Raw genomic sequence first — 13,181 nt, 5'->3', positions numbered from 1 at the left:
CGGCCGGCCGGTCTGTCGCGGTCAGCGGGGGATGATCAGCGCCATCGCCTCGGCGCGCGACTTGGCGTCACGCTGGAGGGTGCCCCGTACGGCCGAGGTGATGGTCTTGGCACCCGACTTCTGGATGCCGCGCATCGCCATGCACATGTGCTCGCATTCGAGCACCACCACCACGCCGCGCGGCGCGAGCCGCTCCATCAGCAGGTCGGCGATCTGCGAGGTGAGCCGCTCCTGGACCTGCGGCCGGCGGGCGAAGACCTCGACCAGCCGGGCCAGCTTCGACAGGCCGGTGATCCGGCCGTCCGGCCCCGGGATGTAGCCGATGTGGGCGCTGCCCCGGAACGGCAGCAGGTGGTGCTCGCACAGGCTCATCACGTCGATGTCCCGGACGAGCACCAGCTCCTCGTGGTTGGCCTCGAAGGTGGTGCTGAGCACCTGGGCCGGGTCGACCCGGAGGCCGGCGAAGAGTTCGGCGTACGCCCGGGCGACCCGGGCCGGCGTCTGCTGGAGCCCGTCGCGGTCCGGGTCCTCCCCGACGGCGATGAGGATCTCGCGGACGGCCTTCTCGATCCGCCCGAGGTCCATGGTCTCCTCGACGGGCCGACCGGTGAGCTTGCCGCTGATCAGGCGCGCGGCGACGTAGTCGAGGGTGTCGTCGCCGTCCGGCTCGGTCGCGGAGACGGCCAGTCCCCGGTGCTCCCGGGAACTGGCCGTCGGGTCCGTGCTCAGTGCGTACCGTCCGAGTTGTTGGAGTTGTTCGAGGTGCCGCCACCCACCGTCGCCTGGGCGCCGTCGGCCTGGGCCTGCACCTTGAGCGCGTCCTTCTCCGCCGGCGTGAGCACGGGCGGCTCGGTGGAGGGCTGGCGCTTGCCGAAGCCGTTGTACGGCGCCATCGGCGGCCGCTTGGCCACCCGGGCGCAGATCCGGGCCATGTCGGCGGTGGAGAGGGTCTCCTTCTCCATCAGCTCCAGCACGATGTTGTCCAGGACGTCCCGGTATTCCACCAGGATCTCCCAGGCCTCGTCGTGGGCCAGCTCGATCAGCGCCCGCATCTCGCCGTCGATCTCGGCGGCGACGACGTCGGAGTAGTCCCGCTCGTGGCCCATGTTGCGGCCGAGGAACGGCTCGTCGCCGCTGGTGCCGTACTTGATCGCGCCGAGCTTGGAGCTCATGCCGTACTGCGTGATCATCGCGCGGGCCAGCTGGGTGGCCTTCTCGATGTCGTTGCCGGCACCGGTGGTCGGCTCGTGGAAGACCAGCTCCTCGGCGGCCCGGCCACCCAGCGCGTACGCCAGGGTGTCGACCATCTCGGCGCGGGTCTGGGTGTACTTGTCCTCGGTGGGCAGGACCAGGGTGTGGCCCAGTGACCGACCGCGGGACAGGATCGTCACCTTGTGCACCGGTGCGGCGTGCGGCAGCGCCCAGGCGACCAGCGCGTGCCCACCCTCGTGGTACGCGGTGATCTTCTTCTCCTGGTCGCTCATCACCCGGGTCCGGCGCTGCGGACCGGCGATCACCCGGTCGATCGACTCCTCCAGGGAGTCGTTGCTGATCGCCCGCTGGTCCTTGCGCGCGGTGAGCAGCGCGGACTCGTTGATCACGTTGGCCAGGTCGGCACCGCTGAAGCCCGGGGTGCGCCGGGCCACCGCGTCGAGGTCGACGTCGGGGGTGAACGGCTTGCCCTTGGCGTGCACCCGCAGGATCGCCTTGCGGCCCTCCATGTCGGGGGCGTCCACCGGGATCTGCCGGTCGAAGCGGCCCGGGCGCAGCAGCGCCGGGTCGAGGATGTCCGGCCGGTTGGTGGCGGCGATCAGGATGACCCCGCCCTTGGTGTCGAAGCCGTCCATCTCGACGAGCAGCTGGTTGAGGGTCTGCTCGCGCTCGTCGTGACCGCCGCCCATGCCGGCGCCGCGGTGGCGGCCGACGGCGTCGATCTCGTCGACGAAGACGATGGCCGGGGCGTTCGCCTTGGCCTGCTCGAAGAGGTCGCGGACCCGGCTGGCGCCGACACCGACGAACATCTCCACGAAGTCCGAGCCGGAGATCGAGTAGAAGGGCACCCCGGCCTCGCCGGCGACGGCGCGGGCCAGCAGCGTCTTACCGGTGCCGGGCGGGCCGAAGAGCAGGACGCCCTTCGGGATCTTGGCGCCCAGGGCCTGGTACTTCGCCGGGTTCTGCAGGAAGTCCTTGATCTCGTGCAGCTCCTCGACGGCCTCCTCGGCGCCGGCCACGTCCGCGAACGTGGTCTTCGGCGTGTCCTTGGTGATCATCTTCGCCTTGGACTTGCCGAAGTTGAGCACCCGGGAGCCGCCGCCCTGCATCTGCGACATGAAGAAGAGCAGCAGGAGCACCAGCAGGGCGATCGGGAGCAGGTTGACCAGCAGGCTCACCCAGATGCTGTCGGACGACACCTCGACGTTGGCCGGGCCGGTGACCCGGTTGTTCGCCTTGGCCTCGAGGACCTCGTTCCAGACCTCGTCGCCGACCTCGTAGGGGAACTGCGCCTCGATCCGGTCGGTGTCGGTGTCACCGAACTTGGCCTTGTCCTTCAGGTCGAGCCGGAGCGTCTGCTCCTTGTCCTGGAAGACGACCTTGTCGATGCCGCCCTTGTTGAGCTGGTCGAGCGCAATGGAAGTGTCCACCCGGTGGTAGCTGGGACCAGCGGTGAACAGTTGACTGAGCACAACGGCGCCGAGGATGACCAGGATGATCCAGACCACCGGTCGGCGGAAGAAACGCGTACGTTCCATGCTGTTGTCGAGCGCCGAGGCGCCCGCATCCTCCTGATCGACGTCCTGACCGTCTGATGGTGTCGCCGCCCTGTGGCGGCGGCCGTAGCCGCCGTGCGGGCCGGCTCGACCCCGAGGCACGGAACTGCCGCGCCGCGGTCATTCGACGGTACACCGTGCACGCGAGGAGTGAGCTTGCGAGCCCCGCAGTCGCGCACAAAGGGAACAGCTGTGCGCGCACCGAGCGAGCTTGCGAACCCCGCGATCGCGCACGATCCGATCATCGTGCGCGCGTGGAGCGCGCTTGCGAGCCCAACAATTACGCGTAGGGCGAACCGGGTCCAGCCGGCGTGACGGGAGCTCCGCGCCCGGCCTCCCGTCCGCCCGGTCCCGCGGTTCGAGGGGTCGGGCGTGGAGGGTGCCTCCACGCCACCGGCCTCTACCGTAGTCCGAATCGCTGAGAGCCCGCTGAACGTCCGCTCGACCGGTGCCGATGGACCGGGCCCGGCGAGGGCTCAGGTCCGGGCGTACACCTCGGGCTTGAGGACCCCGACGTAGGGCAGCTCGCGGTAGCGCTCGCCGAAGTCGAGGCCGTAGCCGACGACGAACTCGGTCGGGATGTCGAAGCCGACGTACTTCACCGGCACCGGCACCTTGACCGCGTCCGGCTTGCGGAACAGCGCGACGACCTCGACGCTCGCGGCCGAGCGGGACTCCAGGTAGCGCAGCAGCCAGGACAGGGTCAGGCCGGAGTCGACGATGTCCTCGACCACGACCACGTGCCGGCCGGCGATGTCCCGGTCGAGGTCCTTGAGGATGCGGACCACCCCGGAGGAGGTGGTGCCCTGGCCGTAGGAGGAGATGGCCATGAAGTCCAGTTCGGCGGGCGGCCCGCTGCGACCCAGCGCCCGGGCGAAGTCGGCCATGAACATCACCGCGCCCTTCAGGACGCAGACCAGCAGGAGCCCGTCATCGACGTCGGCGTAGTCCGCCGAGACCTGCTTGGCGAGTTCCGCGGTCTTCTCGCGGATCTGCGCCTCGGAGATGATCACGTGGTCGATGTCGGCGTCGTACCAGGAGCCGTCAGCCATGGCTCCTAGCCTGCCGTACGCCGGATGGCCTCCGTCGGCGGGGCCGCCCCTTCTGGGCGCGGTCCCACCCCGGATGAATCCTGACGAAGGCCGCGAACCACCTCAGCAGGCACGCGACCGCCAGCGGCGACCGTCGTCGGACGGCTTCCAGTCGGCCGAGTCCCGGCTGTCGGCGGTGAGGCCGGCGGCCGAGGCCAGGGCGAGGAGGACGAAGAAGAAGAGGAAGAGCAGGATCTCCATGGCGGCGCTCGCTTTCGCATGGTTGCTGTCGTTTTCGCCGCCGGTGCGCACCGGACTGGAACCAGTCTCCGCCGGCCACCGCCACCCGGACAGTGGCAGGAATGCCACTCCCCCTCGATTTCCTGCCAACCGTGCGGTTACCCTCGTCACATGCTCAGATCGGTCGCCGTCCTCGCCCTGGACCAGGTCGCCACGTTCGAGCTCGGGGTCCTCGCCGAGGTCTTCGGGACCGACCGCACCGCCGACGGGTTCCCCGACCACCGCTTCCACGTGTGCAGCCCCGACGGGGCCCCGGTCCGCACCTCGTCGGGCTTCCACCTGACCCCGCACGCCGACCTCGGCCCGATGGAGGAGGCCGACCTGGTCGCCGTCCCGGCCCATCACGGCACCGTCGTGCCCGGCACGGTGCTCGCCGCGCTGCGCCGCGCCGCCGACCGGGGGGCGTACGTGTTCAGTGTCTGCTCCGGCGCGTTCGTGCTGGGCGAGGCCGGCCTGCTCGACGGCCGGGAGTGCACCACCCACTGGCGGTACGTCGACGAGCTGCAACGCCGCCACCCGACCGCCAGGGTCCGCTGCAACTCGCTCTACGTGCAGGACGGCCGGCTGCTCACCAGCGCCGGCACGGCCGCCGGCATCGACGCCTGCCTGCACCTGATCCGCCAGGAGCACGGCTCGGCGACGGCCACCCGGCTGGCCCGCCGGATGGTGGTGCCCCCGCACCGCGACGGCGGGCAGGCGCAGTACATCGAGGCGCCCATCCCCGAGACCCCGGAGGCGCCGACGCTGGAGCCGGTGCTGGAATGGCTGATGGGGCACCTGGACCGTCCGGTCACCGTCGACGAGCTGGCCGCGCGGGCGGAGATGTCGCCGCGCACGTTCGCCCGGCGGTTCCGCGCCGAGACCGGCACCACGCCGCACGACTGGCTGACCAACCAGCGGGTGCTGCTGGCCCGGCGGCTGCTGGAGGAGACCGGGCTCAGCGTCGAGGCCGTCGCCGACCGGGCCGGCTTCGGCGACTCGGCGACGCTGCGGCACCACTTCGCCCGCCGGGTCGGCGCCACCCCGCACACCTACCGGACCACGTTCCGCGAACGCGTGGAGGCCTGAGCCCCGGCCCCACGACGTCGGACCGCGGCACCGGGAGCGGGGCCGACGGCACGCCCGGGGCTCCGGTCACCAGCCGAGCATCCCCCCGCCCACGCGGGGCTCCGAGCCGACCGCGTAGCCGCCGTCGGGCAGCCGCCAGATCGCCTGCCCGTGCCCGAAGACCCCCGGCTCCTCCGCGACGGCGATCTCGTGCCCCCGGGCCCGCAACTCGTCGACCGCGGCCCGCCCCTCGGCGGTGGCGACCAGCTCCGACTCGACCAGCACCGACCGGCCGGCGTGCCAGTACCAGCGCGGCGCGTCCAGCGCGGCCTGCGGGTCGAGCCCGCCGTCCAGGGTCGCCGAGACCAGCTGCACGTGCCCCTGCGGTTGCATGTGCCCGCCCATCACCCCGAACGGGCCCACCGGCCGCCCGTCCCGGGTCAGGAAGCCGGGAATGATCGTGTGGTAGGGCCGCTTCGCCGGCCCCACCACGTTGGGGTGGGCGGGGTCGAGGCGGAACCCGAGCCCCCGGTTCTGCAGGGCGAAGCCGTGCCCGGGCAGCACCACGCGGGAGCCGAACGCCAGGTAGGTCGACTGGATCAGGCTGACCATCATGCCGCCGGCGTCGGCGGTGCAGAGATAGACCGTGCCGCCGCGCTCCGGGTCGCCGGCCGTCGGCTCCCCGGCCCGCTCGGTGATCAGCGCGCGGCGGGCCGCCGCGTACGCCGGCGAGAGCAGCGCCTCCGTCGGCACCGGCACCCGCTCCGGGTCGGCGAGGTGGGCGTGCGCGTCGGCGAAGCCGAGCTTCATCGCCTCGATCTGCCGGTGCAGCCGCTCGGCGAGCGGCAGCCCGGCGAGGTCGCCCCCGTCGAGGATGTGCAGCGCCAGCAGCGCCGCCAGGCCCTGCCCGTTGGGCGGCAGCTCCCAGACCTCGTGGCCCCGGTAGCGGGCGGACACGGGAGTCACCCACGTCGAGGCGTGCCGGGCCAGGTCGTCGCCGGTGAGCAGGCCGCCGGTGCGGGCCGCGTGCCTGGCCAGCGCCTCCGCGATCCCGCCCCGGTAGAAGTCCTCCGCCCCGGTGTCGGCGATCAGTCGCAGGGTCCGCGCCGCGTCCGGGTTGCGCCAGCGCTCCCCGCCCCGGGGCGCCCGGCCGCCGGCCGCGAACACGCGGTCGAACTCGGCGAACTCCGCGCCGGTCGGGCCGGGCGCGGCGAGCGCGCGCGACCAGATCCCCGACACGCCGGGTGAGACCGGGTGGCCGTGCTCGGCGTAGCCGATCGCGTCGGCGAAGAGATCCGCGAAGGGCAGCGAGCCGAACCGGTCGTGCAGGTCGCGCCAGCCGGCCGGGGCGCCGGGGACGGTCACCGGCAGCCAGCCCCGGGCGGGCATCGCCGGCCCGGCCCGCTGCGCGCCGCCCAGGGCGTCGACCGGGGCCGCGCCGGACCCCCCGGTCGCGGCCAGCACCAGCTCGCGGGTCAGGGCCGCCGGGGACCGGCCGGAGGCGTTGAGGCCGTGCAGCCGCTCGCCGTCCCAGACGATCGCGAACAGGTCGCCGCCGATGTCGTTGGACGGGGGCTGCACCACGGTCAGGGTGATCGCGGTGGCGAGGGCCGCGTCGACGGCGTTGCCGCCGCGTCGCAGCACGGCCAGGCCGGCCGCCGCGGCCAGCGGCTGGCTCGTCGCCACCGCGCCGTGCGGCGCGAAGAGCGGCTGTCGGGGGTACGCCATGCGCCATGTCTACCGCCTCCCGGCGGATCCCGCGGCCCCGGAACCGGGCCCCGGGCCGACGGACCGGCGCCACGCCGACGGACCGGCCCCCGGGCCGACGGCCGGCGCCGGGTTGACGGCCGGCGCCGGGTCGACGGAGTCACCGTCCGACGGAGCGGATCAGCGGGGGCCGATGGCGGCGAGCCGGCCGTCGCGGCGCAGCACCCGCAGCCCGCCCGGCAGGTGCGCCGCCCCCTGCCCCCGCCAGCCGGTGACCAGGGTGTCCAGCGCGGTCACGTGCCGGTGCGACAGGGCGGCGGGCGGGACGCCCAACTCCCGCGCCCAGGCGTGCAGCACCCGGCCGCGTACCGCCGGCGTGAGCTCGGCCAGCGCCCGCACCGCGAGCCCGCCGTCGGGATGGCGGACGTCGGCCAGCGCGGCGTCGGCCAGGTCGTCGAGGACGGCGTTGTCCGCCGCCACCAGCCGGGCGGTCCGGGCCAGGTTGTCCAGCACCCCCGGCCCGAGCGCGCGGACCAGGGCGGGCAGCAGGTCGGCCCGGACCCGGGCCCGGGCGTACGACGGGTCGGCGTTGTGCGGGTCCTCCCAGGGGTTCAGCCCGAGCACCGCGCACGCCGTGCGGGTCTGCTCCCGGCCGACCTCCAGCAGCGGGCGCAGCAGCGGCACCCCGTCGAGGTCCCGCCGGGCGGGCATCCCGGCCAGCCCGCGCGGGCCTGCGCCCCGGGCGAGCGCGAGCAGCACGGTCTCCGCCTGGTCGTCGCGGGTGTGCCCGGTGAGCAGGGCCGTCGCCCCGAGCCGGCCGGCCACCTCGGCGAGCGCCAGGTAGCGCGCCTCCCGGGCCGCCGCCTCGGGCCCGCCCGGGCGCCCGGCCACCTCCACCCGCACCGACTCGACCGGGGCCAGCCCGACCTCGCGGGCCCAGGTCACCACCGCCGCGGCCCGCTGCGCCGAGCCTTCCTGGAGGCCGTGGTCGACCGTCACCAGGCCGGCGGCGCGACCCAGCCGGGGCGCCACGAACGCGGTGGCGGCGGCCAGCGCGAGCGAGTCCGCGCCGCCCGAGCAGGCGACCAGCACCGGCCCTCCGGGCGGCAGGTCGGCCAGCGCCCGGCGGACCGCGACCCGGATCGCGGCCACCGGCGGGGCGAGCGCGGCCACGGGCGTACGGTCAGCCGGCGGTCGGGGTCGGGCCGACCGGCCCGTGCACCCGTGCCACCCAGGCGTCCGGGTCTCCCAGCTCCTCCAGCCGGGGCAGGGTGAGCGGCGAGTCGAAGATCTTGTTGAAGCCCGCCATGCCGACCCGGTCCACGACGCCGTGCACGAACTTGCGGCCCTCGGCGTACTGGCGCATCTTGACCTCGATGCCGAGCAGCCGGCGGATGGCCTTCTCCAGCGGGTTGCCGGCCTCCCGGCGCCGGTTGAACGCCGCCCGGATCCGATCCACGCTCGGGACGACCTGCGGGCCGACGCCGTCCATGACGAACTCGGCGTGCCCCTCCAGCAGGGTCATCAGCGCGGTGAGCCGGTCCAGCACGGCCCGCTGCCCCGGGGTCTGGACGATGTCCAGCACGCTGGTGCGGCTCTCCGGGTCCTTCACCGCGTCCGAGAGCGTGGCGACGCCCCGGCGCAGCCGCTCCAGCAGGTGCTCGCCGCCGCTGGACGACGCGTCCACGAAGGCCTGCACCTCGCTGAGGAAGTACGCCCGCATCCACGGCACGGCGGTGAACTGGGTGCGGTGGGTCACCTCGTGCAGGGAGACCCAGAGCCGGAAGTCGCGCGGGTCGGCCCCGAGCTTGCGCTCCACCTCGACGATGTTCGGCGCGACCAGCAGCAACTGCCCCGGGTCGGCGGAGAAGACCTCGTACTGGCCGAGGACCCGGCCGGAGAGGTAGGCCAGCACGGTGCCGGCCTGCACGCCGGTGACCCGGGAGCCGATCGCCTCGGTCAGCGCGCCCGGCTGCTTGTCCTTGGTGAGCCGGCCGACCAGGGGGGTGATCACCTCGCGCAGCCCGGCGATGTTGGTCGCCGCCCAGTCCCGCCGGTCCACCACCCGCACGGGCGGGTGCGACACCTGCGAGCGGAGGCCCGTGTAGTCAGCGACGTGCCCCGCCGCCTCGTCGGTCAACCGCCGCAGGTCACTGACCACGTCGGTGGCCTCGGTGTACGAAACCCGGGGGCCCGACTTGCTCAGCGCCCCCGCGGTCGCGGCGGCCAGATCCCAGTCCACGAACTGCGCCATGCACCCCACCGTACCCGCGCCGCGACACCCTGGCCCGGGCTCGCGCCCGGCGATCGACGCCCGTCCCGCCCGACGCGGTCCCCGTCCGGCCCCGGCACTACGTGACGCCGGTCCCGCTCAGGCCGGCACGCGTCGCCCGTCCCGCCAGGCGGCGGTCAGCGGCAGCCGCAGCCGGCCAGGGCGGCGCCGATCTGGTCCAGCGCCCCCCGGGCGGCCGTCAGCCCGTCGGGCGGCACCGCGTCGGTGAGCACGGCGAAGGTGAGCAGCCGCCCGTCGGCAGTGCTGACCAGGCCGGCGACGGCGTGCACCTTGGTCAACGTCCCGGTCTTGGCCCGGACCACCCCGGCACCGGCCTTCGTCGCCGCCGTCTCGTAGCGGTCGGCGAGGGTGCCGGACCAGTCGGCGACGGGCAGGCCGCCGAAGATCGCGGCCAGCTCGGAGCGGCTGCCGTTGCCGGCGAGCGCGATCAGGTCGGTGAGCAGCGAGGGGCTGATCCGGTTGCTGCGCGACAGGCCACTGCCGTCGGCGAGGGTGAGTTCGTCGGCCGGCAGGCCGAGCTCCCCGGCCACGGCGTCCATCGCCGCCCCGGCGCCAGCGAACGAGGCGGGCTGGTTGCGGGCCAACGCGACCTGCCGGGCCAGCGCCTCGGCGACGATGTTGTCGCTGTCGCTGATCATGATGTCGACCAGCCGTACCATCGGCAGCGACTCCACCCTGCCCAGCTCCGCGCCGGGTCCCTGGGCGGCTGCGGGGGTGGTGCCCGCGTCGGCGGCGGGGGTGGAGCCGGCGGGGGCGGTGCCGCGGGCGACCGCGCCGGCCGGCACGCCCAGCAGCCTGGCGAAGGCCCTGCCGGCCGCGAGGTCGGGCTGGGACACCCGCTCGGCCCAGTGGTTGCCGGCCGCCTCGTCCTTCTTCGCGCGGCTCACGTCGCTGCGGGCCCCGTCGGTCATCAGCGCCGTGATCGCCCCGCCGTAGCCGCCGGTGGGGATGTCGTCGTCCCAGCCCGGTTCGAAGAGCGGACCGGAGTAGAGCGACGAGTCGACCGTCACCTTCGTCGGCTTCGTGCCGCCGAGGGCGTCGCGCACCTGACCGGCGAGGTCGTCCAGCCGGGCCGCGCCCGGATAGAAGCCGTTCTTGTCGACCGCCAGCGTGGGGTCCCCGCCGCCGACGATCACCACCTCGCCCGGGGTCGCGCCGGCCACCGCCCGGGTCGGGATGCGGTACGCCGGACCGCGCGCGGCGAGCACCGTGACGCCGGTGACCAGCTTGGTCACCGAGGCGGGCACCGTGCCGTCGTCCTCGCCCCGGCCGAAGAGCGGCTGGCCGGTGGTCACGTCGGCCACCGAGACGTGGACCCGGTCGCCGAGGGCGGGCACGCCGACGAGCGGGGCGAGCGCGGCGCGTACGCCCTCGGGGGTGGGCATCGGGGCGTTCGCGTCCGCGCCGGCCAGCACCGCCACGGGCGCTGGTTCCGCCGCCGCCTCGGCGGCCCCCCGGTCGGCGGGCTCGGTGCCCAGCCAGTTCGCCACCGGTCCCGGACGGACCACGGCGATCCCGACGGCGGCCAGCACCAGCACGAGCACCGCGGCCAGCACGACGGGCAGGGTCCGGCGGCGGGAGGCCGGCGCGGGCGACGCGGCGGGGTCGCCCGGGCCGCCGGGGCCAGATGGACCGCCGAGGCCGGCCGGGGCGCCCGGAGCCGTCGGACCGTCAGGACCGGTCGCGGCGTCGGCACCGGCCGGGGCGTCGTCGCCCGGGGGCGGAACAGGCGTCAGGGCAGGGTCGCCCGGGGACGCGGGCGGGTGGGGAAGGTAGGCGTCTGGCACCGGGAACCGCCCGGTCGCCTCGCCGGAAGCAGATCCTCCGGTACCCCGTCCAGCGTCGGCATCCGGACGGTAGTGTGAATCTTCCCTCCCCACGGCCCCCTCCTCGCCCCGCGAAAATCTGCTTGGGTGACACTACTTCGGTCCGAACACTATGCGGCGGCCGGAGCCCGCGGGTGGGCATTCACCCGTGCGGGAGCGGCGTGCCGCTGGTTTCCGTTGGCCAGCGTGGGCAAACGAGGGAGCGTGCAGATGGATTTCGACGTGACGGTTGAGATCCCCAAGGGTCACCGCAACAAGTACGAGGTCGACCACGCGACCGGCCGGATCCGGCTGGACCGCACCCTCTTCACCTCCACGCAGTACCCGGCCGACTACGGCTTCATCGAGGGGACACTGGGCGAGGACGGCGACCCGCTGGACGCGCTCGTGCTGGTCCCCGAGCCCACCTTCCCGGGCTGCCTGATCCGGTGCCGCACCATCGGCATGTTCCGGATGACGGACGAGAAGGGCGGCGACGACAAGGTCCTCTGCGTGCCCTACGAGGACCCGCGCCAGGAGCACCTGCGCGACATCCACCACCTCGGCGAGTTCGACCGGCTGGAGATCCAGCACTTCTTCGAGGTCTACAAGGACCTGGAGCCCGGCAAGTCGGTCGAGGGCGCCACGTGGGTGGGGCGGATCGAGGCCGAGGCGGAGATCGTGGCGTCGTACCAGCGCGCCCGGGACGCCGAGGCGCGCGGCGAGTCCACGCACTGACCCGGCACTGACCACCGAACGGGCCCGGGGGCCGCTCAGCCGAGCAGCCCCCGGGCCCGTTCGTACAGGTCGAGCACCGCGCAGGCGACGGGCACCAACGACACCACCAGGGCGGTGTCGGTCAAATCCGCGATCCGGCCGACGTACGGGGAGACCGGGCGGCGGGCGTACGTGGTGCCGGCGACCACCGCCACGAGGGCCAGCGCCAGCCCGCCCACGACCAGCGCGAGCCGGCCGGTCGGGCCGAAGCGGTCGACGAGCACGGCGCCCAGCACGGCGTACCCGGCGAGGCCGGCGGCGACGGTCGGCACCCGGTGGCGCAGGGACACGAACAGCCGGGAGCGGAGCAGCAGCACGGCCGCGGCCACCGCCACCAGCAACCGGCCGGCCGTCCCGCCGGAGAGGCCCAGCACCACCGCGGCGGCGACCGCCAGCACGGCGTGCCCGAGCAGCATCCCCGTGAGCATCTCCTCGGTGCGGGCCACCGCCGCGTAGACCCGGTCCCGGTCCGGCAGGTCGCGGACCCGGTCGGCGTCGCCCGGCTCGCCGGTGGGCAGGGTGATCGGGGGCAGCGGCACCTTCCCGAGCCGGATGGCCAGCAGCGGCACCGCCCCCACGGCGAAGACCAGCACGCAGAGCAGGATGGCCGCCGTGCCGGCCGGGCTGAGCAGCAGTCCGCCGAGGGCCGCCAGGGCGCCCACGAACCCGGCGGTGGCGCCCGCCACGAAGACCCGCAGCCGGGTGGCGACGCCGACCAGCCCGAGCACCGACACCAGCAGCAGCGCCACCGACCCGGCGAGCAGCTCGGGCGCGCCGACCCAGCGCAGCCCCGGGACCGGCCCGACCGGATCGCCGGAGCTGACCGCCAGGGCGCCGGCCGCCGCCGCGTAGGGCAGGGCGTAGCCGCCCAGGGTCGCGCCGGCAGGCCCGTCCGCGTGGGCACGGGACGCCACCACCCCGGCGAGGGTGAGCAGGAGCGCCACCACGGCGGCGGCCGGCCAGGCCGACCCGTACGCCGGACCGCCGGCCGTCACGGCGAGCAGCCCGACGGCCAGCGGCACGGCGGCCCCGGCGAGGGCGGCGGCCCGGGTGGCGGCGGGTGACCACGCCCCGCCGCGCCGCCGGGCGCCGTCGGCGATCGCCTCGACCACGTCGTCGTACTCCAGCTCGGGCCACTGCGCGCGGGCCGGCACCAGGTGCAGCACCTCGCCGTCGCGGACCCCCTGCGGCAGCAGGGCCTGGGCGGTGGTCAGCACCGCGCCGTCGGTGCGCCGCAGCACCCAGCCGCCGTGCCGCTCGCCGTCGTCGGCGAGCCCCTCGCCGGCGTGCCGCAGCACCTCGGGCAGCAGCTCGGCCAGGGGCACCTGCTCGGGCAGTGCGACGTCGACCCGCCGCTGGGGGGCGCTGATGGTGACCCGGGCCAGCCCGATCGTCATCGACTGATCTCCATGTTCGGCGGGGTTGGTGGCTGCGCGGACGACAGGACTTTACC

At 74.7% G+C, this 13,181-nt stretch carries 11 protein-coding genes; 2 read left to right on the top strand and 9 right to left on the bottom strand.

Going from position 1 to position 13,181, the window contains the following annotated elements; translation table 11 throughout:
• Nucleotides 1-21: 21 nt before the first annotated feature.
• From folE to ACGFNF_RS23130, 4 genes are all read right to left on the bottom strand, one after another.
• Nucleotides 22-687: a GTP cyclohydrolase I FolE gene (gene folE / locus ACGFNF_RS23145; protein WP_121401600.1), complete on the bottom strand. Its 666-nt coding sequence runs from the start codon at nucleotides 685-687 to the stop codon at nucleotides 22-24.
• Nucleotides 688-725: 38 nt separating this feature from the next.
• Nucleotides 726-2,750: an ATP-dependent zinc metalloprotease FtsH gene (ftsH, locus tag ACGFNF_RS23140; protein ID WP_132238612.1), complete on the bottom strand. Its 2,025-nt coding sequence runs from the start codon at nucleotides 2,748-2,750 to the stop codon at nucleotides 726-728.
• Nucleotides 2,751-3,244: 494 nt separating this feature from the next.
• Nucleotides 3,245-3,820 carry a hypoxanthine phosphoribosyltransferase gene (gene hpt / locus ACGFNF_RS23135; RefSeq protein ID WP_151455493.1) on the bottom strand — a complete coding sequence of 192 codons (576 nt, stop codon included), beginning with the start codon at nucleotides 3,818-3,820 and terminating at the stop codon, nucleotides 3,245-3,247.
• Between the two features lie 102 nt (nucleotides 3,821-3,922).
• The gene (locus ACGFNF_RS23130) at nucleotides 3,923-4,060 is read right to left on the bottom strand and encodes a hypothetical protein (RefSeq protein WP_192581456.1); all 138 of its coding nucleotides are present in this window, start codon (nucleotides 4,058-4,060) and stop codon (nucleotides 3,923-3,925) included.
• 150 nt (nucleotides 4,061-4,210) lie between these two features.
• Here ACGFNF_RS23130 and ACGFNF_RS23125 point away from each other — a divergent pair, with 150 nt between their 5' ends.
• Nucleotides 4,211-5,167 carry a GlxA family transcriptional regulator gene (locus tag ACGFNF_RS23125; RefSeq protein WP_393170554.1) on the top strand — a complete coding sequence of 319 codons (957 nt, stop codon included), beginning with the start codon at nucleotides 4,211-4,213 and terminating at the stop codon, nucleotides 5,165-5,167.
• 66 nt (nucleotides 5,168-5,233) lie between these two features.
• Here the strand turns inward: ACGFNF_RS23125 and ACGFNF_RS23120 are convergent, their stop codons facing one another.
• The 4 genes from ACGFNF_RS23120 to dacB form a co-directional block, all read right to left on the bottom strand.
• Complete coding sequence (locus ACGFNF_RS23120) at nucleotides 5,234-6,874, bottom strand: gamma-glutamyltransferase family protein (RefSeq protein ID WP_393170552.1); 1,641 nt, start codon at nucleotides 6,872-6,874, stop codon at nucleotides 5,234-5,236.
• A gap of 159 nt (nucleotides 6,875-7,033) precedes the next feature.
• Entirely contained in the window at nucleotides 7,034-8,026 is a 993-nt protein-coding gene (gene tilS, locus ACGFNF_RS23115) for a tRNA lysidine(34) synthetase TilS (RefSeq protein WP_393170550.1), read from the bottom strand.
• 10 nt (nucleotides 8,027-8,036) lie between these two features.
• Complete coding sequence (locus ACGFNF_RS23110) at nucleotides 8,037-9,107, bottom strand: zinc-dependent metalloprotease (protein ID WP_393170548.1); 1,071 nt, start codon at nucleotides 9,105-9,107, stop codon at nucleotides 8,037-8,039.
• A gap of 155 nt (nucleotides 9,108-9,262) precedes the next feature.
• A complete protein-coding gene (gene dacB / locus ACGFNF_RS23105) occupies nucleotides 9,263-10,702 on the bottom strand; it encodes a D-alanyl-D-alanine carboxypeptidase/D-alanyl-D-alanine-endopeptidase (RefSeq protein ID WP_393170546.1) in 1,440 nt (479 codons plus the stop codon).
• Between the two features lie 480 nt (nucleotides 10,703-11,182).
• On the opposite strand from dacB, the gene ACGFNF_RS23100 reads away from it, so the two are divergent.
• The gene (locus tag ACGFNF_RS23100) at nucleotides 11,183-11,689 is read left to right on the top strand and encodes an inorganic diphosphatase (protein ID WP_151455811.1); all 507 of its coding nucleotides are present in this window, start codon (nucleotides 11,183-11,185) and stop codon (nucleotides 11,687-11,689) included.
• Nucleotides 11,690-11,724: 35 nt separating this feature from the next.
• Here ACGFNF_RS23100 and eccD read toward each other — a convergent pair whose 3' ends face one another.
• The gene (gene eccD / locus ACGFNF_RS23095) at nucleotides 11,725-13,125 is read right to left on the bottom strand and encodes a type VII secretion integral membrane protein EccD (protein ID WP_393170543.1); all 1,401 of its coding nucleotides are present in this window, start codon (nucleotides 13,123-13,125) and stop codon (nucleotides 11,725-11,727) included.
• Nucleotides 13,126-13,181: the final 56 nt, after the last annotated feature.

It is taken from the genome of Micromonospora sp. NPDC048868 (genome assembly GCF_043198195.1).
Classification (GTDB): Bacteria; Actinomycetota; Actinomycetes; order Mycobacteriales; family Micromonosporaceae; genus Micromonospora; species Micromonospora reichwaldensis.
The sequence above is the reverse complement of the archived record's forward strand: the minus strand, read 5'-3'. Positions and strand labels throughout refer to the sequence as shown.

What these genes read in the sequence shown, in the direction of transcription:
- ftsH (WP_132238612.1), bottom strand. Translation starts at nt 2,750, where the DNA reads ATGGAACGTACGCGTTTCTTCCGCCGACCGGTGGTCTGGATCATCCTG.
- hpt (WP_151455493.1), bottom strand. Translation starts at nt 3,820, where the DNA reads ATGGCTGACGGCTCCTGGTACGACGCCGACATCGACCACGTGATCATC.
- ACGFNF_RS23130 (WP_192581456.1), bottom strand. Translation starts at nt 4,060, where the DNA reads ATGGAGATCCTGCTCTTCCTCTTCTTCTTCGTCCTCCTCGCCCTGGCC.
- ACGFNF_RS23125 (WP_393170554.1), top strand. Translation starts at nt 4,211, where the DNA reads ATGCTCAGATCGGTCGCCGTCCTCGCCCTGGACCAGGTCGCCACGTTC.
- ACGFNF_RS23120 (WP_393170552.1), bottom strand. Translation starts at nt 6,874, where the DNA reads ATGGCGTACCCCCGACAGCCGCTCTTCGCGCCGCACGGCGCGGTGGCG.
- ACGFNF_RS23110 (WP_393170548.1), bottom strand. Translation starts at nt 9,107, where the DNA reads ATGGCGCAGTTCGTGGACTGGGATCTGGCCGCCGCGACCGCGGGGGCG.
- ACGFNF_RS23100 (WP_151455811.1), top strand. Translation starts at nt 11,183, where the DNA reads ATGGATTTCGACGTGACGGTTGAGATCCCCAAGGGTCACCGCAACAAG.
- eccD (WP_393170543.1), bottom strand. Translation starts at nt 13,125, where the DNA reads ATGACGATCGGGCTGGCCCGGGTCACCATCAGCGCCCCCCAGCGGCGG.